This is a genomic window from Parasulfuritortus cantonensis (genome assembly GCF_004337445.1).
Taxonomy (GTDB): domain Bacteria; phylum Pseudomonadota; class Gammaproteobacteria; order Burkholderiales; family Thiobacillaceae; genus Parasulfuritortus; species Parasulfuritortus cantonensis.
Genome location: NZ_SJZB01000032.1, coordinates 104,704 through 124,535, shown reverse-complemented (window position 1 = coordinate 124,535; position 19,832 = coordinate 104,704). Strand labels below are relative to the sequence as shown.

The 19,832-nt window shown below is 72.0% G+C and carries 23 protein-coding genes; 11 read left to right on the top strand and 12 right to left on the bottom strand.

The window, feature by feature from the left end; translation table 11 throughout:
- A partial coding sequence (locus tag EZJ19_RS08910; RefSeq protein WP_206199377.1) for a substrate binding domain-containing protein occupies positions 1-523 on the top strand: 523 nt, incomplete at its 5' end.
- Here the strand turns inward: EZJ19_RS08910 and EZJ19_RS08905 are convergent.
- Together EZJ19_RS08905 and EZJ19_RS08900 are read right to left on the bottom strand one after the other, a co-directional pair.
- Positions 505-1,710, bottom strand: a complete 1,206-nt coding sequence (locus EZJ19_RS08905) for an MFS transporter (RefSeq protein WP_131446736.1) — start codon at positions 1,708-1,710, stop codon at positions 505-507. The genes EZJ19_RS08910 and EZJ19_RS08905 overlap by 19 nt on opposite strands.
- Before the next feature lie 7 nt (positions 1,711-1,717).
- Positions 1,718-2,488 (bottom strand): AraC family transcriptional regulator, encoded by a 771-nt coding sequence (locus EZJ19_RS08900; RefSeq protein ID WP_131446734.1) that lies wholly within the window; start codon positions 2,486-2,488, stop codon positions 1,718-1,720.
- A gap of 90 nt (positions 2,489-2,578) precedes the next feature.
- Between EZJ19_RS08900 and EZJ19_RS08895 the strand changes: the two genes are divergently transcribed.
- The gene (locus EZJ19_RS08895) at positions 2,579-3,790 is read left to right on the top strand and encodes an MFS transporter (RefSeq protein ID WP_131446732.1); all 1,212 of its coding nucleotides are present in this window, start codon (positions 2,579-2,581) and stop codon (positions 3,788-3,790) included.
- Positions 3,791-3,855: 65 nt separating this feature from the next.
- Complete coding sequence (locus EZJ19_RS08890) at positions 3,856-4,404, top strand: YbhB/YbcL family Raf kinase inhibitor-like protein (protein ID WP_131446730.1); 549 nt, start codon at positions 3,856-3,858, stop codon at positions 4,402-4,404.
- 63 nt (positions 4,405-4,467) lie between these two features.
- Here EZJ19_RS08890 and EZJ19_RS08885 read toward each other — a convergent pair whose 3' ends face one another.
- Positions 4,468-5,076 (bottom strand): HD-GYP domain-containing protein, encoded by a 609-nt coding sequence (locus EZJ19_RS08885; RefSeq protein WP_131446728.1) that lies wholly within the window; start codon positions 5,074-5,076, stop codon positions 4,468-4,470.
- Between the two features lie 115 nt (positions 5,077-5,191).
- On the bottom strand, positions 5,192-5,662 hold the full coding sequence (locus EZJ19_RS08880; protein WP_131446726.1) for an Lrp/AsnC family transcriptional regulator: 471 nt from the start codon (positions 5,660-5,662) through the stop codon (positions 5,192-5,194).
- A 166-nt stretch (positions 5,663-5,828) separates the two neighbouring features.
- Between EZJ19_RS08880 and leuA the strand changes: the two genes are divergently transcribed.
- The gene (gene leuA, locus EZJ19_RS08875; protein ID WP_131446724.1) at positions 5,829-7,511 is read left to right on the top strand and encodes a 2-isopropylmalate synthase; all 1,683 of its coding nucleotides are present in this window, start codon (positions 5,829-5,831) and stop codon (positions 7,509-7,511) included.
- Between the two features lie 7 nt (positions 7,512-7,518).
- Entirely contained in the window at positions 7,519-8,292 is a 774-nt protein-coding gene (locus tag EZJ19_RS08870) for a class I SAM-dependent methyltransferase (RefSeq protein WP_131446722.1), read from the top strand.
- Positions 8,293-8,313: 21 nt separating this feature from the next.
- Here the strand turns inward: EZJ19_RS08870 and EZJ19_RS08865 are convergent, their stop codons facing one another.
- The 3 genes from EZJ19_RS08865 to EZJ19_RS08855 all read right to left on the bottom strand — a co-directional run bounded on the left by EZJ19_RS08865 (position 8,314) and on the right by EZJ19_RS08855 (position 11,137).
- The gene (locus EZJ19_RS08865; protein WP_131446720.1) at positions 8,314-9,255 is read right to left on the bottom strand and encodes a diguanylate cyclase; all 942 of its coding nucleotides are present in this window, start codon (positions 9,253-9,255) and stop codon (positions 8,314-8,316) included.
- A gap of 136 nt (positions 9,256-9,391) precedes the next feature.
- Entirely contained in the window at positions 9,392-9,859 is a 468-nt protein-coding gene (locus EZJ19_RS08860; protein WP_131446718.1) for a YaiI/YqxD family protein, read from the bottom strand.
- A gap of 447 nt (positions 9,860-10,306) precedes the next feature.
- Complete coding sequence (locus EZJ19_RS08855) at positions 10,307-11,137, bottom strand: MBL fold metallo-hydrolase (RefSeq protein WP_131446716.1); 831 nt, start codon at positions 11,135-11,137, stop codon at positions 10,307-10,309.
- Between the two features lie 138 nt (positions 11,138-11,275).
- Here EZJ19_RS08855 and EZJ19_RS08850 point away from each other — a divergent pair, with 138 nt between their 5' ends.
- The 3 genes from EZJ19_RS08850 to EZJ19_RS08840 are packed head-to-tail and all read left to right on the top strand — an operon-like array spanning position 11,276 to position 13,170.
- Complete coding sequence (locus EZJ19_RS08850) at positions 11,276-12,046, top strand: arylamine N-acetyltransferase family protein (protein WP_131446714.1); 771 nt, start codon at positions 11,276-11,278, stop codon at positions 12,044-12,046.
- Between the two features lie 39 nt (positions 12,047-12,085).
- The gene (locus EZJ19_RS08845) at positions 12,086-12,445 is read left to right on the top strand and encodes a DUF4242 domain-containing protein (RefSeq protein WP_206199376.1); all 360 of its coding nucleotides are present in this window, start codon (positions 12,086-12,088) and stop codon (positions 12,443-12,445) included.
- Between the two features lie 53 nt (positions 12,446-12,498).
- A complete protein-coding gene (locus EZJ19_RS08840) occupies positions 12,499-13,170 on the top strand; it encodes a Crp/Fnr family transcriptional regulator (RefSeq protein WP_131446712.1) in 672 nt (223 codons plus the stop codon).
- 5 nt (positions 13,171-13,175) lie between these two features.
- Here EZJ19_RS08840 and EZJ19_RS08835 read toward each other — a convergent pair whose 3' ends face one another.
- The 3 genes from EZJ19_RS08835 to EZJ19_RS08825 are packed head-to-tail and all read right to left on the bottom strand — an operon-like array spanning position 13,176 to position 15,650.
- Positions 13,176-14,153, bottom strand: a complete 978-nt coding sequence (locus EZJ19_RS08835) for an alpha-ketoacid dehydrogenase subunit beta (RefSeq protein ID WP_131446710.1) — start codon at positions 14,151-14,153, stop codon at positions 13,176-13,178.
- 11 nt (positions 14,154-14,164) lie between these two features.
- Positions 14,165-15,121 carry a thiamine pyrophosphate-dependent dehydrogenase E1 component subunit alpha gene (locus tag EZJ19_RS08830; RefSeq protein ID WP_131446708.1) on the bottom strand — a complete coding sequence of 319 codons (957 nt, stop codon included), beginning with the start codon at positions 15,119-15,121 and terminating at the stop codon, positions 14,165-14,167.
- A 13-nt stretch (positions 15,122-15,134) separates the two neighbouring features.
- On the bottom strand, positions 15,135-15,650 hold the full coding sequence (locus tag EZJ19_RS08825; RefSeq protein ID WP_131446706.1) for a cytochrome C: 516 nt from the start codon (positions 15,648-15,650) through the stop codon (positions 15,135-15,137).
- Between the two features lie 167 nt (positions 15,651-15,817).
- Between EZJ19_RS08825 and EZJ19_RS08820 the strand changes: the two genes are divergently transcribed.
- The 3 genes from EZJ19_RS08820 to EZJ19_RS08810 all read left to right on the top strand — a co-directional run bounded on the left by EZJ19_RS08820 (position 15,818) and on the right by EZJ19_RS08810 (position 19,085).
- Positions 15,818-16,321, top strand: a complete 504-nt coding sequence (locus tag EZJ19_RS08820) for a hypothetical protein (protein WP_131446704.1) — start codon at positions 15,818-15,820, stop codon at positions 16,319-16,321.
- On the top strand, positions 16,318-17,673 hold the full coding sequence (locus tag EZJ19_RS08815; RefSeq protein ID WP_131446702.1) for a GAF domain-containing protein: 1,356 nt from the start codon (positions 16,318-16,320) through the stop codon (positions 17,671-17,673). Before EZJ19_RS08820 ends, EZJ19_RS08815 begins: the two co-directional genes overlap by 4 nt.
- An 89-nt stretch (positions 17,674-17,762) precedes the next feature.
- Positions 17,763-19,085, top strand: coding sequence for a cytochrome-c peroxidase (locus EZJ19_RS08810; RefSeq protein ID WP_131446700.1), 1,323 nt, complete (start codon positions 17,763-17,765; stop codon positions 19,083-19,085).
- Between the two features lie 14 nt (positions 19,086-19,099).
- On the opposite strand, the gene EZJ19_RS08805 is transcribed toward EZJ19_RS08810, so the two are convergent.
- Together EZJ19_RS08805 and EZJ19_RS08800 are read right to left on the bottom strand one after the other, a co-directional pair.
- Positions 19,100-19,441 (bottom strand): cupin domain-containing protein, encoded by a 342-nt coding sequence (locus EZJ19_RS08805; RefSeq protein WP_131446698.1) that lies wholly within the window; start codon positions 19,439-19,441, stop codon positions 19,100-19,102.
- Between the two features lie 119 nt (positions 19,442-19,560).
- The gene (locus EZJ19_RS08800; RefSeq protein ID WP_131446696.1) at positions 19,561-19,776 is read right to left on the bottom strand and encodes a hypothetical protein; all 216 of its coding nucleotides are present in this window, start codon (positions 19,774-19,776) and stop codon (positions 19,561-19,563) included.
- Between the last annotated feature and the right edge of the window lie 56 nt (positions 19,777-19,832).

Genomic DNA, 19,832 nt, shown 5'->3' with positions numbered 1-19,832 from the left:
CCGCCGCGTCGACCTGATCCAGGAGGGCTTCGACCTCGCCATCCGCATCGCCCGCCTGGACGATTCCAGCCTGATCGCCCGCCGCCTGGCGCCGGTCCGCCACGGCGTCTACGCCAGCCCGGCCTACCTGGCCGCGCACGCCGCCCCCAGCCGTGCCGGCGAGCTCGCCGGCCACGCCTGCCTGGTCTACAGCGACAGCAGCGAGCCGGGCCTGTGGAACTACGTCGGTCCGGACGGTACGCCGGGCAGCATCCGGGTGCCGGCGCGGGTGACCGCGAGCAGCGGCGACTTCCTGCTGCGTGCGGCGCTGGACGGCCTCGGCGTCATCCTGCTGCCGACCTTCTACGTCGCCGAGGCCCTGCGCCAGGGGGCCCTGGTGCCGGTGCTGGCCGACCACGCCTGGCCGGAGCTGTCGGTGTACGCGGTCTACCCGCCCACCCGCCACCTGTCCGGGCGGGTGCGCGGCTTCATCGACTTCCTGGCCGAGCGCCTGGCCGGCGAGCCCTACTGGGACCGCGCCTGAGCGCGCCGGTGGGCGAGGCCGCCGAGCAGGGCGGCCAGGCCACACAGGAACAGGGTCGGCCGGATGCCGGCGACGTGGGCCAGGCTGCCCACCGCCAGGCTGCCGAGCGGCGCCACGCCGAGGAAGGCCATCGAGAAGGTCGCCATGACCCGGCCGCGCATGTCGTCGCGCACCCAGCTCTGCAGGAGGGTGTTGCTGCCGGCCGCGACCAGGACCACCGAGAAGCCGAGCACCATCAGGATCGGGTAGGCCAGGGCGTGCACCTCGTTGAGCGCGAACAGGGCCAAGGCCAGGCCCGCGAGGGCGGCGGCCAGGGAGACGCGCCGGGCGAGGCCGGCGATCGAGGTGCGCGAGGCCAGGAACAGGGCGGCCGAGAGCGAGCCGGCGCCGGCGCTGCTGACCAGCAGGCCGAGGGTGCGGGCGTCGCCGTGGAACATGGTGCGGGCGTACAGCGGCATCATCACCACGTAGGGCGCGATCAGGAAGCTGACCATGGCGACCAGGAGCAGGAAGCGCCGGATGTCGCGGTGCCCGAAGGTGTAGACGAGGCCCTCGCGCAGGGCATGCAGCGGGCGCTTCGAGGCGTCGCCGCCCGGGCGCGCGTGCAGGGCCATGAGGGCGAGCAGGACGGCCAGGTAGGAGAGGGCGTTGAGCAGGAAGCAGACCGCCTCGCCGGCCCAGGCGACGATGAAGCCGGCCAGGGCCGGACCGACGAAGCGGGTGGCGTTCATCATGAACGAGTTGAGGGCGATGGCGTTGGGCAGCACGGTGCGGTCGCCGACCAGGTGGACGACCAGCGACTGCCGGGCCGGCACGTCGACCGCGTTGACGCAGCCGAGCACGAAGGCGAGGCCGAGCAGCAGGGCCGGCGTGGCCCAGCCCTGCCAGGCCAGCACGGCCAGGACCAGGGCCTGGGCCATGGCCAGGGTCTGGGTCCACATCATGAGCGTGCGGCGGTCGAGGCGGTCGGCCCAGACCCCGCCCAGGGGCCCGAACACCAGGATGGGCGCCTGGCTGGCGAAGCCGAGCAGGCCGAGCATGAACACCGAGTCGGTGAGCCGGTAGGTGAGCCAGGCCATGGCGATCTGCTGCATCCAGGTGCCGGCCACCGAGACCAGCTGGCCGGCGAAGTAGATGCGGAAGTCACGGGCGCGCAGGGCCCGCAGCGGGTGCGTCGACAGGATCATGTAGGGGTCAGCGGAAGTAGGTGCTCGGGGTGGCGCCGAACTGGCGCTTGAACATGGTGGTGAAGGCGCTCGGACTGCCGTAGCCCAGGTTGAGTGCCACGTCGACCACCTTGGCGCCCGCAGCCAGCTGCTCCAGGGCGGTGATCAGGCGCGCCTGCTGGCGCCACTGGCCGAAGGTCATGCCGGTGTGGCGGGCGAAGCGGCGCTGCACCGTCTTGGCGTCGACGCCCAGGCGTGCGGCCCATTCGCCCAGGGTGGAGGGGTCGTCCGGCGTCTCCGCAAGGGCCCGGCAGATGGTCAGCAGGTCGGGGTCGCTCGGCTGCGGCAGGCGCAGCGGCAGGCTGGGCAGCACGGCCACCTCGTCGAGCAGCAGGCGCATCAGGCGGCCGTCGCGGGAGTCGTCCAGGTAGGGCTGGCGGATCTCGATGGCGGCCAGGATGAGTTCGCGCAGGAGCGCCGAGATGCCCACCACCTCGACCTCGCCGGGCAGGCTCGGGCTGGCGTCGGGGCGGATGTACACGGTGCGCACCTGGACGTCGCCGACCATGCGGATGCGGTGGTCGACGCCGGCCGGCATCCAGAGCCCGCGCGTCGGCGGCACCACCCACTGGCCGCCGGCCGCCGCCACCACCATGACGCCGCGCACGGCATGGATGAGCTGGTTGGTCGGGTGGCTGTGGCCGGGCACGCGCCAGCCGGAGGCATAGTCGATGGCCTTGCCGGTGACCGGCATGTGGCCTTGGTCGAGACCCTGGCCGTGGCGGTGTGGGGTGTCCATTTCGAAAGGATTGTTGCCTGAATTCAGCGAGACGGACAGCCATGTTAGCCCATAAAGTCGGCCGGACGACATCCACCTGAGTGTTTCCACATGACCGCCGCGACCACGCCGCCCGAACGCACCGTCTTCCCGGTGCTCGGGGCGATCAGCTTCTCGCACTTCCTCAACGACACCATGCAGTCGCTGATGATCGCCAGCTACCCGCTGTTCAAGACCGGCTTCGCCCTCAGCTTCGGCCAGGTCGGCCTCATCACCCTGGCCTTCCAGTTCACCGCCTCGCTCCTGCAGCCGGTGGTCGGCGCCTACACCGACCGCCACCCGAAGCCGTTCTCCCTGGCCCTCGGCATGGCCTGCACCCTGAGCGGCCTGCTCCTGCTCTCGCTCGCCTCGAGCTTCCCCATGCTGTTGGCGGCGGCCGCCCTGGTCGGCAGCGGTTCCTCCATCTTCCATCCGGAGGCCTCGCGGGTGGCGCGCATGGCCTCGGGCGGCCGCCACGGCCTGGCCCAGTCGATCTTCCAGGTCGGCGGCAACGCCGGCGCCGCCTTCGGGCCCCTGCTCGCGGCCTGGGTGGTCCTGCCGCACGGCCAGAAGAGCCTGGCGGTGTTCTCCCTGATCGCCCTGGTCGGCATGATCGTCCTCACCGGCGTCGGGTTCTGGTACCGGCACCAGCACCGCCGGCCGCGCAAGGCGGCCGCGCCGGCCGGTCCCGGCCTGGCGCGCGGCAAGGTGGCCGCCACCCTGGCCGTGCTCATGGCGCTGATGTTCTCCAAGTTCTTCTACCTGGCCAGCATCCACAGCTACCTGATCTTCTACCTGATGCAGCACTACCAGGTCGACACCCGCACCGCCCAGTACCACCTCTTCTACTTCACCGCCTCGGTGGCGGCCGGCACCCTGCTGGGCGGGCCGATCGGCGACCGCATCGGCCGCAAGCAGGTGATCTGGCTGTCCATCCTGGGCGTGGCGCCGTTCACCCTGGCGCTGCCCTACGTCGGCCTCGGCACCTCGGCCCTGCTCACCCTGGTCATCGGTTTCCTGCTCGCCTCGGCCTTCCCGGCCATGGTGGTCTATGCCCAGGAGCTGGTGCCCGGCCGGGTCGGCACCATCGCCGGCCTGTTCTTCGGCCTCGCCTTCGGGCTGGCCGGCGTCGGCGCCGCCGTGATGGGCCAGCTGGCCGACCACTGGGGCATCGAGGCGGTCTACCGGCTGTGTTCCTACCTGCCCCTGATCGGCCTGCTCGCGGTCTTCCTGCCCGACCTGCACCGCATGCGCGCCGCCACGCCCGCCGCCGCGCGGGCCTGACCCGGATGACAACCCCGGACCCGGGCGGGCAAACTGCCCGGGTCCGCCATTTCGAGGAGAGCATCATGTATCGACGCCTGACCCTCGCCTGCCTGCTGGCCGCCGCGGCCAGCGCCCAGGCCGGCGACTTCCGCCTGACCAGTCCGGAACTGCAGCCGGGCGCCCGCCTGGCCGACGAGCAGGTCTTCAACGGCTTCGGCTGCCAGGGCGGCAACGTCTCGCCGGCCCTGGCCTGGTCCGGCGTCCCGGCCGGCACGAAGAGCCTGGCGGTGACCGTCTACGACCCCGACGCCCCGACCGGCAGCGGCTGGTGGCACTGGCTGGTGTTCAACCTGCCGGCCGACACCCGCGCCCTGGCGAAGGGGGCCGGCGCCGTCCAGGCCGGGCTGATGCCCGCCGGCGCCGTGCAGAGCCGCACCGACTTCAACCAGCCCGGCTATGGCGGCCCCTGCCCGCCGGTCGGCGACAAGCCGCACCGCTACATCTTCACGGTCTATGCGCTGAAGGCCGACAGCCTGCCCCTGGACGCCAACGCCCCGGCCGCCATGGTCGGCTTCTACCTGCACCAGAACACGCTCGGCAAGGCGGTCCTGACCGGCCGCTACGGGCGTTGAGGCGGCCAGGGCGGCCCTGGCTGGCCTGCGCGAATGCCGGGCCCGCTTCGGCGCGCCGCCGGCCTAGGCGTCCGGCGCCCTGAGCAGGCTCGTTTCGATGATGCGCAGGAAGGTGTCGAGTATCTCGGGGTCGTGCTTGCCGCCGCGTTCCTCGTACAACACCGCGACGATCTGGCGGTGCCCGCGCGGGGCGTGGTAGGAACGCCGTTCGGCCATGGCGTCGTAGCTGTCCACCACGCTGATGATGCGCGCGGCGACCGGGATGGCGTCGCCGCTCAGGCCGTCCGGGTAGCCGGAGCCGTCATAGCGCTCATGGTGATGGCGGATGATGCGTGCGGCCTCGGCGGCGCCGGGCAGGCCGACCGCCGACAGGATCTCCTCGCCGATGAGCGGATGGCGCTCGATTTCCGCGCGTTCCTCGTGTTCCAGGCGTTCGACCTTGGCGAGCAGGCGGTCCGGGATGCCGATCTTGCCGATGTCGTGGAAGGCCGCCGCGATGCGCAGCTCCTCCAGTCCGTGCTCGTCCAGGCCGCAGGCCTCGCCCAGCAGGCAGGCCAGGTCGCGCACTCGCTCGGAATGCAGCTTGGTGTAGATGTCGCGGAAACCGAGGGCGACGGACAGTGCCTTGGAGAATTGGAACAGCAACTCGAAGTCGGCGCGCGATCGGGGCATCGGGTATGGCTTTCGGCGGTTCTGACGGGGTCCGGTCCGGCCGCGGCGTCGGCGTGCCCGCGGTCGGCTGTCGCCTCTCTGTATAGGCCACCCCGGCGATTTCGGCGCGGCGCGTTCAGTCGCCCGGTACCGGCAGGGCCGTCTTGTCCACCACGCGGCGCAGCACGAAGCTCGAATGCACCCCGGTCACGCCCGGGATGCGGGTGACCCGGTCGAGCAGCAGTTCCTGGTAGGCATCCATGTCGCGCACCACCGCCTTGAGCTGGTAGTCGGCGCTCTGGCCGGTGATGAGCAGGCATTCGAGTATCTCCGGGATGGCCCGCACGGCGGCCTCGAAGCCCTCGAAGCGTTCCGGCGTGTGCTGGTCCATGGAGATGTGGATCAGCGCCATCAGGCTGAGGCCGAGCGCCTTGGCGTCCAGCATGGCCCGGTAGCCGGCGATGACGCCCGCCTCCTCCAGGGCGCGTACCCGGCGCAGGCAGGGCGAGGGCGACAGGCCGATGCGGTCGGCCAGCTCCTGGTTGCTCAGGCGGCCGTCGTCCTGGAGCAGGCGGAGGATGTGGCGGTCGTAGCGGTCGAGTTGCATGGGATTCCCGTATCAGGCGACAGATTGGCAGAAACACTATTAGTGTCGAATTATATTGGCAGGATATTCCAAAACTCGGATTTTTGCGGCCGATTTCGCAATCCTGTGCCGGTGCCGTGCCGGTACCATTTCCGGCATCGAAATCGCCCGTCACGGAGCCCCCGAAATGATGCAAGACCCCGCCCGCAAGTACCGCCCGTTCCAACCCGTCGCCCTGGCCGACCGGCAGTGGCCGAACCGGGTCCAGACCCGGCCGCCGGTGTGGCTGAGCACCGACCTGCGCGACGGCAACCAGGCCCTCTTCGAGCCCATGAACGGGGACCGCAAGATGCACTTGTTCCGCACCCTGTGCGAGGTCGGCTTCAAGGAGATCGAAGTCGCCTTCCCGTCCGCCTCGCAGACCGAATTCGACTTCGTGCGCGGGCTCGTCGAGGGTGGCCACATCCCCGGCGACGTCACCATCGGGGTCCTCACCCAGGCGCGCGAGCACCTCATCCGGCGCACCTTCGAGGCCCTCAAGGGCGTGCGCCGCGCCATCGTGCACGTCTACAACGCCACCTCCGAGCCGTTCCGCGACGTCGTCTTCGGCATGACCAAGGCGCAGGTGCTCGACATGGCCGTGTCCGCCGTGCGCCTGATCCGGGAACTGGCCGAGGCCCAGCCGGAGACCGAGTGGGTGCTCGAATACAGCCCGGAGACCTTCACCGCCACCGAGCTCGAGTTCGCCCGCGAGGTGTGCGACGCGGTCACCGCCGAGTGGGGTGCCCGGCCCGACCGCAAGGTGATCCTCAACCTGCCCGCCACGGTCGAGGTCGCCACGCCCAACGTCTACGCCGACCAGATCGAGTGGATGCACCGCCACCTGGCCCGGCGCGACGGCGTGGTCCTCAGCGTGCACCCGCACAACGACCGCGGTACCGCGGTGGCGGCCGCCGAACTCGCCATGCTGGCCGGCGCCGAGCGCGTCGAGGGCTGCCTGTTCGGCAACGGCGAGCGCACCGGCAACGTCGACCTGGTCACCCTGGCGCTCAACCTGTACAGCCAGGGCGTCGCCCCCGGGCTCGACTTCGCCGACGTCAACGCGGTCGCCCGCACGGTCGAGCAGTGCACCCGCCAGGCCATCCATCCGCGCCACCCCTACGTCGGCGACCTCGTCTTCACCGCCTTCTCGGGCTCGCACCAGGACGCCATCAAGAAGGGCTTCGCGGCCCAGCGCCCGGAGGCGCCCTGGAACGTGCCCTACCTGCCGGTCGACCCGGCCGACCTCGGGCGCAGCTACGGCTCCGTGATCCGGGTCAACAGCCAGTCCGGCAAGGGCGGCGTGGCCTACCTGCTGGAGACCGAGTACGGCGTCGTCCTGCCGCGCCGCCTGCAGATCGAGTTCTCCGCCGAGGTGCAGCGCCACACCGACCGCCACGGCGGCGAGATGAGCGCGGCCGACATCTGGGCCCTGTTCGCCGAGACCTACCTCGACGCCGAGGCGCCGGTGCGCTACGTCGAACACCATCTCTACGAACGCGACGGGGTCCAGGGCATCCGCCTGAGCGTCGAGGCGGACGGCATCACCCACCTGCTCAGCGGCGAGGGCAACGGCCCCATCGACGCCGCCGTGCACGCCCTGCGCGGCATCGGCATCGACCTCCAGGTGCGCGGCTACGAGGAACGCGCCATGGCCAGCGGCGGCGACGCCCGCGCCTGCGCCTTCGTCGAGGTCGCGGCACCCGGCGGCGGCACGGAATGCTTCGGCGTGGCCATGGACGCCAACATCGTCACCGCCTCGGTCAAGGCGTTGGCCGGGGCCGCGGCGCGCCTGCGGACGCGTTTGCCGGCCGCGAGCCGGGCGGCCTGAGCCGGCCATGGAACAGCACCGCCTCGCGGCGCGCCAGTTCGGCGCCGTCGCCGACGCCTACCTGACCAGTGCCGTGCACGCCCGCGGCGCCGACCTCGAACGCCTGGGCGCGTTGGCGCGCGGCACGCCCGGCCTGGCCGTGCTCGACCTCGGCTGCGGTGCCGGCCACGCCGCCTTCGCCCTGGCCGCGGGCGGGGCCCGGGTCACCGCCTACGACCTGACCGAGGCCATGCTGGCGGTGGTCGAGGCGGAGGCCGGGCGGCGCGGCCTGGCCGGCCTGGCCACCCGCCAGGGGCCGGCCGAACGGCTGCCTTTCCCGGCCGCCGCCTTCGACCTCGTGGTCAGCCGCTACTCCGCGCACCACTGGGCCGACGTGGCCGGGGCGCTGGCCGAGGCGGCACGCGTCCTGAAGCCGGGCGGCAGCCTGATCATGATCGACATCGTGGCGCCGGAAACGCCCCGGTTCGACACCCTGCTGCAGAGCGTGGAACTGCTGCGCGACCCCTCGCACGTGCGCGACTACCGCGTCTCGGAATGGCACGCCCTGTTGCACCGGGCCGGCTTCCGCAGCCCGGCCGCCGAGGTTTGGCCGGTGCCCGCCGAGTTCCAATCCTGGACCGGGCGCATGCGCACCCCCGAGGTACGCGTCCGGGCGATCCGCGACCTGTTCGAGCAGGCGTCCGACGATGCCCGGGCGCACTTCCGGGTCCAGGCCGACGGCTCCTTCGAATTGCAGGCGGCCTGGCTGGAGGCGGCATTGGCCCGCTCGGTGGCCGACTGACCGGCGCCCGGGGCGGCGTGCTCAGCCGGCCAGCACGGCTTGGTTGCGGCCGTTGCCCTTGGCCCGGTAGAGGCGCTGGTCGGCGCACCTGAAGAGGTCGGCGATGCGCCCGGCCGCCCGGGTCTGGTAGGCCCCGCCCACCGAGACCGTGACGGTACCGATGCCCGCGTTGTCGAGGTGCTCGATGGCGAGCGCGCGGATGCCGGCCAGCACCCGCACGGCCACCGCCTCGTAGGCGGCATGGGCGGCGAAGGGCAGGACGACGACGAACTCCTCGCCCCCGTAGCGGGCGGCAAAGGCGTGCTCGGTCTCCTCGGGGGCGTTCCCTTCGGCGACGGCCTTGGCGATCGCCGCGGCAACCGCGCGCAGGCAATCGTCCCCGGTCTGGTGGCCGTAGTGGTCGTTGTACTTCTTGAAATTGTCGATATCGAGGATCAGCAACGCGAACGGCTTGCCCCGGTTCACCGCCTGTTCCCATGCGGCGTCGAGGCGCAGGTCCATGTGCCGGCGGTTGTACAGCCCGGTGAGGCCGTCCCGGCTGGCCTGCTCGCTCAGCCGCGCGTTCGCGACCGCCAGGCGCCGGCGCAGGGTGGCGATGCGCGCCATCGCCTTCATCTTGGCCTGCAGCACGGGTTCCGGCACGGTCTTGGCGATGAAGTCGTCGCCGCCGGCCTCGATCGCGGTGACGATGTTGTCGGAGGTGTCCGAGGCGGTCAGGAACAGTATCGGCGTCCAGGCCCAGGGCTGGCGCGCCTCGTGGGCGCGTATCCGGGTGGTGGCCTCGAAGCCGTTCATGACCGGCATCTCGATATCCATCAGGATCAGGTCGAAGCTCGCCTGGACGAACTTGTCGAAACCGATCTGGCCGTTCTCGGCAAGCGTCACCTCGTTGCCAAAGGACTCCAGCCGGGAACCGATGACGGCCGCGAGCGAACGGGAGTCTTCCACCAGGAGGATCTTCATGGCCGGACGAAATGTGGTGAGTAATACTGCTTAGCTTATAGGGCTTTTGGGGCGAGTGTATTAATTAAGCCGATATTCAGCTCGGTCGCCGGTGGCGCCTCTTTGGCCGCACCCCGCTACGCCCTGCGGCCTCGTTTCAGGGGCGCTTGCCCGACTCCCGCAGGCACTTCGCCAGCAGCGCATCCAGCCGGTTCGCGAAGGTCTGCCGGTCGGCGGCCGAGAAGGCGGCCGGCCCGCCCGTCTCCACCCCGCTGCCGCGCAGGTCTTCCATGAAGTTGCGCAGCGTCAGGCGCTCGGCGATGTTGCCGGCGTCGAGCCGTTCGCCGCGCGGATCGAGCACGTGGCCGCCCTTGGCGATGACCTGGGCGGCGAGCGGGATGTCGGCGGTGATGACTAGATCGCCGGGCTGCGTCGCCTCGGCGATGCGCCGGTCGGCGACGTCGAATCCGTGCGCCACCTGCAGCGCGCGTATCCATGGCGACGGCGGCACGCGCAGCAGCTTGTTGGCGACCAGCGTCAGGGGTACCTGGAGCCGGTTCGCGGCCCGGTAGAGGATGTCCTTGATGACGGCCGGGCAGGCATCGGCATCGACCCAGATGTTCATGGCGCAGCTTCGGTTTGCGGGACGCCACGATAGCATCCCGGCCGGTTGCACGTGGCGCGGCGGCGTCACATCGGAACTTCCGCAGACGCGTTGCGCATCAGCGCTTCCCGTATGGCGTTGCGCCGGGGAGGCCAAGTTGACGGAATTGCGGGAGAAGTGCCGTGGAAGACCGGACCCGCCCCACGGCGCCGGGGGCGGTTCGCAGAGCACCGGCGCGGGTGGCCGGTCGGAGAACCGTCCGGTTGGAGCCCAATGGGCCGGTCGGGCCGCGAGGGAAACGCAGACGCGGGCAGGGCGCATCAAGCAGGCCGCCGGTCAAAACGAAGCTGAGGTAAAAGTGAAGAAATGCCGAGGCCGCCATGTTGAAAGAAGCACTGACTACGGCTCGGGGCGGGAGGTGTTCGTGCGCGAACTTGGCCCGCAGGCACGTGGCGACCGAAGCGGCGCCTAGCCGGCCTTCCCGAACACGAAACGCGTGCCCGCCGGGGCTTCTGCGTAGCGATCCGGGAAGCGGCGGCGCAGATAACACTGGGCGTTCAGGCCGGTGCAGTGGTTGGGGGCGAGCAGGCGGACGTCTAGGCGCGCCAGCAGGTCCGCCGTCCGAGCCAGGCGTTCTTCCCCCGCGCGCAGCAGGTGGGTGCCGCCGATGACCGCGTGCACGGGCTGGCCGCCGGTCAGTTCGCCGATGTAGTCGAGGGTGTTGACGACGCCGGCATGGCAGCAGCCGAGCAGCACGACCACGCCCTCGGGCAGCAGGGCGTAGAGGGCCTGGTCGTCGGTGACCGGGTCCTCCTCGACCTTGCCCGGGTCGCGGTAGAACGGCCCGCCGGTGTCCTCGAAGGCATGCCGGCGCGGGACCGGGCCGCTGGCGTACAGGCCGGGCAGGATCTCGGTCGGGGCCGCCACCTCGTGTACCCGGGCCGCGCCGAGGGCGGCGAGGGCGGCGGCCGGCGCCCCGATGTCCTTGCCGTCGCGGTTGAACTTGGCCGCCAGGGCCGCGCGATGCAGGTAGACGTCGGCCGGGCCGCACCGCGCCAGGACCAGGGGCAGGCCGCCGGCATGGTCGTAGTGGCCGTGGCTGAGGACGACGGTCCCGAGCGCGGCGAGGTCGATGCCCAGCGCCTCGGCGTTGTGCGCCAGGGCCAGGCCCTGGCCGGTGTCGAAGAGGACCTCGCGGCCGTCGGCGCGCAGGTGGAAGGCGAGCCCGTGTTCGCCGAGCAGGCCGCGGCCCAGGGGCTGGTTTTCCACCAGTACGGTGACTTCGAGGCGGTTCGGCATGGCGGTCGGGGTGGTGATGGCAACGGTTCAGCCTAGCCCCGGCGATCCCGGCCTGGCAAGCCGGCACGCCCGGAAGGCGGCGGCTTACCCGAGTGGTGCGCTTGGGTATGATGTCGGCATCGCCACCGGGACGCCGCCATGAAAGCCGACAACTTCGACCTGCAAGCCTACCTGGACCGCATCGGCCACACGGGCGCCGTCGCGCCCGACCTCGCCACGGTGAGCGCACTCATGCGCCGGCAGTTGCAGACGGTGCCGTTCGAGAATCTCGACGTGCTCGCCGGACGCGGCATCTCCCTGGTCCCGGAGGCCATCGTCGACAAGCTGGTCGGTCGCCGACGGGGCGGCTACTGCTACGAGGTCAACGGGCTGTTCGCGCTGGCCTTGGGCGCGCTCGGGGTGGCTTACCGTTTCGTCGGCTGCCGGCCCATGATCCAGGCCCCGGTGCGCCGGCCGCGTACCCACATGGCCATCCTGGCCACGCTGGCCGGCGAGGAATGGCTGTGCGACGTCGGCTTCGGCAGCTACGGCATGCGGGCGCCCATGCGCCTGGCCGGCGCCGGGCCGGTGCGCCAGGATCACGACCGCTTCGAACTCGGCCCCCTCGACGCGCGCGAGTACCGCCTCAAGGCCGAGGTGGAGGGGCGCTGGGCCGACCAGTATTCGTTCGACCTGGGCCACCACGAGTGGGTCGACTTCATGCCCGCCAACTGGCTCAACTCGACCTACCCGGAGAGCCTGTTCATGAGGCACCGCATCGTTATGCGCCACACCCCGGACGGCCGCGTCATCCTGTTCGACAACCGCCTGAAGACCATCGCCCCCGACGGCGTCGGCAGCCGGCTGCTGGCCGAGGCCGAGGTGGCCGACGTCCTGCGCGACCAGTTCGGCCTCGACGGCGCGCTTTGAGCCGCACTGTAGCTTTTGCTACGGAACGGCCGCCCCGGCATGGCTAACCTGGGTGTCGCCGCCAATCCCGGCGCGACCACACAGGAGATGACCATGCAGTCCATGCGTTTCTACATCGACACCCACGACCGTGCCCGCCAGACCTTCCCGGAAAAGCTCTCGCCGGAGGATTTCGAGGGCTTCTACAGCCTCTACGAGATGGCCTGCGCGGAGGAGGGCGTGGTGCCCCTGCGCACCCACGTCGGCTTTGAGGAGGGGCGCGCCTTCTGCTTCAATATGGCGCCCGATGCCGAGGCGGTGCGCCGGGTGCACGAGAAGCTGGGCCTGCCGTTCGACTCCATCACCGAGGTGACCACGGCGACGCCCGGCGACATGTTCTTCAAGCGCCACGCCGCCTGAGCGCCGTATCGAACCCGTCGCCCGCCCCGGGCGGGCGACCCGAGGGAGCCGCCATGTCCACCCTGGCCGAACTGCAGCGTTTCGAACCCTTCCGCAGCCTGTCCGAGGCGAGCCGGGCCGTGCTGGCGCGCGGCCTGGTGCAGGCGGAGTGCCCGCGCGCCGGCATGGCCCTGCACAAGGGCCAGCCGGTCTCCGGCGCCTACGTCGTGCTGTCCGGCCGCCTGCGCGTGTTCGCCCTGGCGCCCAACGGCACCGAGGCCACGCTGTATTTCATCGACCCGGGCGAGACCTGCGTCCTCGCCCTCAACTGCCTGTTCAACGACCTGCTCTACCCGGCCTGGGTGCAGGCCGAGGCGAACACCACCATCGCCCTCATCCCGGGCGCCGTCTACCGAACCCTGTTCGAGCGCGAGCCGGCCATCCAGAACCTCACCGTGCACACCCTGTCGACCCTGGTGTTCCGCCTCATGTCGGAGCTGGAACTGGTGCACTCCAGCCACCACCGCCAGCGCCTGGCCAACTTCATCCTCATCCAGGCCGCCGCCGACGGCGTCCTGCGCATGACCCAGCAGCAACTGGCCCAGCACCTGGGCACCACGCGCGAGGTGATCGCCCGCCTGCTGCAGGAGTTCGTCGGCAAGGGCCTGGTCGACACCCGGCGCGGCGCCGTGACCATACGCGACCTGTTCGGCCTGCGCCGCCTGGTCACGGACGCCTCCGCCTGAGCCGGTCAGGCGGCCAGGGCGGGCGTGCCGACCAGGGCGCGGACCTGTTCCATCACCCGCTGGGCGCTCGGCACCATGGCCTGCTCGAGGGCCCAGTTGCCGGGCGCCGGGGCGTCCGGGCCGGTCAGGCGGGCGACCGGCGCCTGCAGGAAGGGGAAGCCCCGGCCCGCCGCCAGGGCGGCGATCTCCGCGGCGACGCCGCACAGGCCGCTGGCCTCCTGGACCACGACCAGGCGCCCGGTCTTGGCCAGCGAGCGCAGCACCGCGGCCTCGTCCAGCGGCTTCAGGGTGCGCAGGTCGACCACCTCGGCGTCGATGCCGTCGGCCTGCAGCCCGGCGGCCGCCTCCAGGCACACCGCCACGGTCTTGCCGTAGCTCACCAGGGTGACGTCGCGCCCGCTGCGCGGCACGGCCGCTTCGCCCAGCGGTAGGACCTGGTCGACGGCGTCGGGCACCGGGCCGGGCTGGTGGAGCAGGCCGATGTCGAGGAAGAACAACACCGGGTTGGCGTCCCTGATGGCGGCCTTGAGCAGGCCGCGGGCGTCGGCCGGGGTGGCCGGCATGACCACCTTGAGGCCGGGGGCGTGTACGAACATCGCCTCCAGGTTGTGGTTGTGCTGGCCGCCGACGCCCCAGCCGGCGCCGGTCATGCCCAGGGCTACCAGGGGGAAGCTGAACTGGCCCCCGGACAGGTAGCGCAGCTTGCCGGCGCTGTTGACCAGGGCGTCCATGGCGTAGGTCATGAAGGGGGCGAACAGCAGGTCGATCACCGGGCGCAAACCGCTCGCGGCGGCGCCCACCGCGGTGCCGGCGATGATGGCCTCGGCGAGGGGGGTGTTGCGGACCCGGTCGGCGCCGAAGTCGGCCACCATGTCGGCGTGCTTGGTGGCGACGCCTTCGCCCATGTAGAGGACGCTGGCGTCGCGTCCCATCTCTTCGCGCAGGGCCAGCTGCACGGCTTGTTCCAGAGTCATCGTGGACATCGGGTCCCCTTTCAGGCGTAGACGTGTCGGTCGAGGGTGTCCGGGCCGGGCATCGGGCTCGCCTGGGCGAAAGCCAGGGCGGCGGCGATGCGTGCGGCGACCCGCGCCTCCAGGGCGGCCAGCCCGGCGGCGTCCAGGCGGCCGGCCGCGCGCAGGCGCTCGGCCTGGCGCCGGATCGGGTCGCGCGCCAGCCAGGCCTGGCACTCGGCCGGGTCGACGTAGGCCTGGTCGTCGGGCTCGAAGTGGCCGCGCTGGCGGTAGGTGGACAGTTCCAGGAAGGCGGGGCCGCCCTGCGCCCGGATGCCGGCCACCAGGTCGGCGGCGGCGCCGTGCACGGCCTCGACGTCGTTGCCGTCGACCACCCGCACGGGCAGGCCGTGGCCCTCCGCCCAGGCGCTGATGGCCCGGTCGGACATGGTCTCCAGGCGGTGCACGTAGGCCTGCCACTGGTTGTTCTCGCACACGAACAGGAGCGGCAGGCGCCAGTGCACGGCGAGGTTCAGGGCCTCGTGGAAGACGCCCTCGCACGCGGCGCCGTCGCCGAAGAACACGGCGACGATACCGCCCGGTTCGCCGCGGCCCATCTTCTGGGCCAGGGCGACGCCCGGCGCCATGGACAACTCGCCGCCGACGATGGTCGAGGTGAGTACCACGCCCAGTTCGGCGGCCGAGATGTGCAGGCTGCCGGAGCGGCCGCCGCAATAGCCGTCGACCCGGCCGAGCACCTCGGCGATCAGGCGCCCGGGATCGGCGCCGCGGGCCAGCAGGTGGCCGCCGCTCCGGTGGTTGGTGAGGATGCGGTCGCGCCCATCCAGGGCCTGCACCACGCCGACGGCGCAGGCCTCCTGGCCGACGCTGGTGCAGGTGCCGGGGGCGCCGTCGCGGTGCAGGGCGACCAGCTGTTCTTCGTAGGCGCGGATCAAAAGCATGCCTTCCAGGCGTGCCAGCTCGGGGCTTGTCTCGGCCATGGCGACCTCCGGATCAGGGTTTGCCGGCCGAGGAAACCTGGCTGGGCAGGTTCTTCGGCGTGAAGTCGAAATACGGGGTGGCGACCTGGACGCCCGGCGCGGCGGCGGCCGGGGCCGGCGCGCCGGCCGGGCCGGCCGCGCGCAGGTAGCGGTAGATGGCCAGCAGGTCGCGTTCGCTCATCGCCTTCAGGTTGAACCAGGGCATGGGTGGGCGCATCGGCTGCCGTACCCGGGCCAGCCACTGCGCCTCGCTCAGGCGGTCGGCGAGCAGGCGCAGGTTGCTCGGGTAGCTGGTGCCCCAGGGGCCTTGGAAGCCGACCGCGCTGCCGGTCAGCCACTGCGCTGCCGGGGCCTTGCCGTCGTTCTGCAGGTAGCCGGGGGTATGGCAGTCGTTGCAGCCGGACACCTGGACCAGGTAGCGGCCGTGTTCGGCGAGCTTGGCGTCCTGGGCCGTGCCGGCCGACCAGGCGGCCGGGGCGCACAGGGCGGAAACGAGAAACGCGGCCAGGCCGCGGCGAGGGTGTTGCATGGAAACCTCCGTATCGGATCGCAAGGCGTATTGCCTGATGCGCAGATTAGGCACGGGCCCCGGCCGCCGCCGCTAAGTGTTTGCTAGGGAAATGCTAAAAATTTCCTAAGCGCCGCCGGGACCTATAATGGGCTCCACTAACCCGACTGTTTCGCTAGGTCATTCGCGTGCCCAGTAAGAAAACCGCCGCCCCGCTGCTGGATGCCCGGCAGGCCGCCTTCCTCGGCGGCCCGCTGTCGATCGGCCTGGCCTCCCATGGTGCCGACGGCCGGCCCTCGCTGAGCCGGGCCTACGGCTGCCGCGTGTCGGCGGATCGTCGCGAGGTGGTGATCTACGTTTCCCGGCGCCGCGCCGCCGAGCTGCTGCGCGACGTCGCCGCCGGCGCCCCGGTCGCCGCCGTGTTCAGCCGACCGGCAACGCACGAGACCCTGCAGCTGAAGGCGGCCCGCGCCCGGGTCCGCGCCGTGGCCGCGGCCGACGCCGCCGCCATGGCGGCGAGCGGCGCCGCGTTCGCCGCCGAACTGACCGCCCTGGGCTATCCGGAGGCGTTCCTCAGCGCGATGCTGGCACCGCTGCGCGACGAGGCCATGGCGGTGGCCTTCTGTCCCGAAGGCGCCTTCGAGCAGACCCCGGGGCCGGCGGCCGGGCGCCGCCTGGAGCCCGGCGCGTGAGCCTGCCGCTGCGCGCCCTGCGGCGTTGCTTCGAGGGCGCCATCCCGGCCACCATCGCCACCTGTGCGCCGGATGGCATGCCCAACGTGGCCAAGCTGTCGCACGTCCATTTCGTCGACGACGGCCACGTCGCCCTGTCCTACCAGTTCTTCAACAAGACCCGCGCCAACATCCTGGCCAATCCGCACGCCCTGGTCGAGGTGGTGGACCCGGTCAGCGCGGCCCACTACCAGCTGCGCCTGGCCTACCTGCGCACCGAGACCGAGGGGCCGCTGTTCGAGACCATGAAGGCCCGGTTGGCCGCCATCGCCTCGCATACCGGGATGAGCAAGGTGTTCCGCCTGCTCGGTTCCGACGTCTACCGGGTGCTCGACGTCGGCCTGGTACCCGGCGACCACGACCAGCCGGGCCCGCCGCGCACCGACCTGGTGGCGGCGCTGCGCGCCTGCCAGGCCGACCTGGCCCCCTGTTCGGACCTGGCCGGCCTGCTCGACGCCGCCCTGGCGAGCCTGGAACGCCACCTGGACATCCGCCACGCCATGCTGCTCCTGCTCGACCCCGGGCGGCGCTGCCTGTACACGGTCGCCAGCCGGGGCTACCCGGAGTCCGGGGTCGGTTCCGAGGTCGGCCTGGGCGAGGGCATCGTCGGGGTCGCGGCGGCGGCGCGGACGCCGATCCGCATCGGCCATGCCGTCGAGGAGTACCGCTACAGCCAGGCCACCCGGCGCCGTTTCGCCGACAGCGACGCCCGCATCGTCCTGGAGACCGAGATCCCGCTGCCCGGCCTGGCCGAGGCGGCCAGCCAGCTCGCCCTGCCGCTGGCGGTGGCGGGGCGCCTGATCGGCGTCCTCTACGTCGAGAGCCCGTCCGAACAGCGCTTCGGCTACGAGGACGAGGATGCCATGGCGGTCCTGGCCGGCCAGCTGGCGCTCCAGCTCGACTGGCTGGCGCGCGGCGCCGAGCCGGCCCAGGACAGCGCGCCGATGCCCGCCCCGCGGCCGGCCGCGCCGGTGCCGCCGGGCGCCACGGTGACCATCCGCCATTTCGCCGCCGACCACAGCGTGTTCGTCGACAACGACTACCTCATCAAGGGCGTCGCCGGGGCGATCGTCTGGAAGCTGCTACGCGAGTACCGCGATGCCGGGCGCGACGAGTTCAGCAACCGGGAGCTGCGCCTGGATGGCTCCCTCGGGCTGCCCGGCGTCACCGACAACCTGGACGCCCGCCTGATCCTGCTCCAGCGCCGCCTGGCCGAGCGCTGTCCGTTCCTGACCATGACCAAGACCGGGCGCGGGCGCTTCCGGCTGGCGGTCGGCCGGCCCTTCCTCCTGGTCGAAGACCCCGCACCCTGACCCGGCCGCGAGTGTAGCTTTTGCTACTGAACGGCCGCAGCGGCGGCGTCATCCTGGCCACCTCACTGGCATGCAAACGGAGGTGGAAGATGTACCCGGAATGGCTCGACTTCCTCGGCCTGCTCGCCCTGCTGGCCTTGCTCGGGGCACTGGCGGTGCTGGCCATCGTGCTGCGCGAACTGGCGCCCTCGGCCGGCCTGTCGGGCCGTGGCCGCTTCCTGCTCGCGGCCGGGCTGGGCATGGGCGTGCTCGCCTTCGCCGCCAAGGCGACCGCCATCACGCTGATGGTGACCCTGCCGCAAGCCACCCTGGCACCGCTGAGCGCAGTACACCACGCCGGGCGCGCGCCCGGGCGGACGCCGCCGGCCACGCCCGCCGCGGTCCCGGTCAAGGCGGTCTACGCCTGGCGGCCGTTGCCGGATACGGCCGCTCCGGCCGACGCCGTCGGCCCGGCCCGGGTGGCCCTGGGCGAACGCCTGTTCCACGACAAGGCGCTGTCCCGGGACTACAGCGTGGCCTGTGCCTCCTGCCACGACGTCGCCGGCGGCACCGGCGCGGACGGCCGCGCGACGTCGCTGGGCATCGCCGGCCAGGTTGGCCGGCGCAACGCCCCGACGGTCTGGAACGCCGCCTTCCAGGCCCGCCTGTTCCTGGACGGCCGGGCGCCGTCGCTGGAGGAACAGGCCAAGGGCCCGCCGGTGAACCCGGTCGAGATGGGCATGCACAGCCTGGCCGAGGTGGCCGCCCGGGTGGCCGCGCGACCCGACTACCGGGCCGCCTTCGCGGCGGCCTTCGGGCCGGCGCAGGCGGTCGACATCGACGCCGTGGTGGCGGCGATCGCCGCCTACGAGCGCACCCTGGTCACCGCCGACGCGCCCTACGACCGTTACGTGCGCGGCGACCGCGCCGCCCTTGACGCGGCCCAGGTGCGCGGCATGGCGCTGTTCGAGGAGGTCGGCTGCGTGATCTGCCACCACGGCCCCAACTTCAGCAGCGCCAGCCGTTTCGACGCCCGCGCGCCGTACCGGATGTTCCCGGCCTACGGGAACGCCTACGTCGCCCGCTACCGCCTCGCCGACGACCACGGACTGGGCGCCGAACGGGCCGGGCGCGGCGTCTGGAAGGTACCGTCGCTGCGCAACGTCGCGCTCACCGGGCCGTATTTCCACAACGGCGCGGTGACCAGCCTGGAGGAGGCGGTCCGCATCATGGCCACCTCCCAGCTCGGCCGCCGCGTCGTCCCGGGGGCGGCCGACCCGGCCGAGGCGGCCTACTGGTCGGCCGCCGACCGGGCCCTGCACCGGGTGCCGGGGCGCGAGCTGAGCGAGGCCCAGGTGCGCGACATCGCCGCCTTCCTGCGCGCCCTCAGCAGCGCGCGCCTGGCGGCCAGGGTGGCGGCCTCCGGGGGCTGAGGGCGGCCAGGCGCCTATTGGCGGACGATGTCGACCGAGATCTCCACCGCCGTCGTCGTGCCCCGGTTCTCGAGCCAATGCGTGGTGTTGCGGTCCTCGGGCCAGCCGACCCCGGGGCCGTAGTCGGTGGCGACGCCGTTGCGATGGTCGGTGATGGTCCCCTGCAGGATGTAGACGACGCCGGGCCGGTCGACATGGTCGTGGAGCGGCCCGAAGACGCCACCGGCCTCGATGGTGACCATGCGCATCCTGAGTTGGCGCCCGGCCATGCCTTCGATCTCGGGGCCGAGGTCGACCGTTGCGAGTAACTGCGTCGTGACGCCGTGGGTCTCGGGGGCGGGCTGTTGGTTGCTCATGGTGATCTCCTCTCGTCATGTCCAGGGCCTGGAGGTGGGTAGACGGTCGGAGGGGCTCCTCGGTTCAGGGGCGGCCGCCACGTCGCCGGTCGGCTCGCCGCGATCCGGCCTGCCGGAGGCTAGCGTGGCGTGCGGCCGTGCCGGGCCGCGTAGCCGATGCCGCCGCGGTCGAGTGCCAGGTCGCCGAGCTCGCGGGCGTCCATGGCCCGCAACTCGGCCTCGGCGCGCCGACGGGCGCAGAAGGCCGCCAGGCCCAGCCAGGCCCGGGCCAGCAGACCGGCGTCGCCGGCCCGGCCGGCGGGGCGGCGCGGTGGTGTCGGTCGGTGAGCGGTCATGGCCGTCTCCTGGTCGGGGCGATAAGGCCATCCTAGACAGCGCGGGGTGGGCGATA

Bases quoted from the DNA above. Each gene is read 5' to 3' on its own strand.
- EZJ19_RS08905 (WP_131446736.1), bottom strand. From the start codon at position 1,710: ATGATCCTGTCGACGCACCCGCTGCGGGCCCTGCGCGCCCGTGACTTC.
- EZJ19_RS08900 (WP_131446734.1), bottom strand. From the start codon at position 2,488: ATGGACACCCCACACCGCCACGGCCAGGGTCTCGACCAAGGCCACATG.
- EZJ19_RS08895 (WP_131446732.1), top strand. From the start codon at position 2,579: ATGACCGCCGCGACCACGCCGCCCGAACGCACCGTCTTCCCGGTGCTC.
- EZJ19_RS08890 (WP_131446730.1), top strand. From the start codon at position 3,856: ATGTATCGACGCCTGACCCTCGCCTGCCTGCTGGCCGCCGCGGCCAGC.
- EZJ19_RS08885 (WP_131446728.1), bottom strand. From the start codon at position 5,076: ATGCCCCGATCGCGCGCCGACTTCGAGTTGCTGTTCCAATTCTCCAAG.
- EZJ19_RS08880 (WP_131446726.1), bottom strand. From the start codon at position 5,662: ATGCAACTCGACCGCTACGACCGCCACATCCTCCGCCTGCTCCAGGAC.
- leuA (WP_131446724.1), top strand. From the start codon at position 5,829: ATGATGCAAGACCCCGCCCGCAAGTACCGCCCGTTCCAACCCGTCGCC.
- EZJ19_RS08870 (WP_131446722.1), top strand. From the start codon at position 7,519: ATGGAACAGCACCGCCTCGCGGCGCGCCAGTTCGGCGCCGTCGCCGAC.
- EZJ19_RS08865 (WP_131446720.1), bottom strand. From the start codon at position 9,255: ATGAAGATCCTCCTGGTGGAAGACTCCCGTTCGCTCGCGGCCGTCATC.
- EZJ19_RS08860 (WP_131446718.1), bottom strand. From the start codon at position 9,859: ATGAACATCTGGGTCGATGCCGATGCCTGCCCGGCCGTCATCAAGGAC.
- EZJ19_RS08855 (WP_131446716.1), bottom strand. From the start codon at position 11,137: ATGCCGAACCGCCTCGAAGTCACCGTACTGGTGGAAAACCAGCCCCTG.
- EZJ19_RS08850 (WP_131446714.1), top strand. From the start codon at position 11,276: ATGAAAGCCGACAACTTCGACCTGCAAGCCTACCTGGACCGCATCGGC.
- EZJ19_RS08845 (WP_206199376.1), top strand. From the start codon at position 12,086: ATGGCTAACCTGGGTGTCGCCGCCAATCCCGGCGCGACCACACAGGAG.
- EZJ19_RS08840 (WP_131446712.1), top strand. From the start codon at position 12,499: ATGTCCACCCTGGCCGAACTGCAGCGTTTCGAACCCTTCCGCAGCCTG.
- EZJ19_RS08835 (WP_131446710.1), bottom strand. From the start codon at position 14,153: ATGTCCACGATGACTCTGGAACAAGCCGTGCAGCTGGCCCTGCGCGAA.
- EZJ19_RS08830 (WP_131446708.1), bottom strand. From the start codon at position 15,121: ATGGCCGAGACAAGCCCCGAGCTGGCACGCCTGGAAGGCATGCTTTTG.
- EZJ19_RS08825 (WP_131446706.1), bottom strand. From the start codon at position 15,650: ATGCAACACCCTCGCCGCGGCCTGGCCGCGTTTCTCGTTTCCGCCCTG.
- EZJ19_RS08810 (WP_131446700.1), top strand. From the start codon at position 17,763: ATGTACCCGGAATGGCTCGACTTCCTCGGCCTGCTCGCCCTGCTGGCC.
- EZJ19_RS08805 (WP_131446698.1), bottom strand. From the start codon at position 19,441: ATGAGCAACCAACAGCCCGCCCCCGAGACCCACGGCGTCACGACGCAG.
- EZJ19_RS08800 (WP_131446696.1), bottom strand. From the start codon at position 19,776: ATGACCGCTCACCGACCGACACCACCGCGCCGCCCCGCCGGCCGGGCC.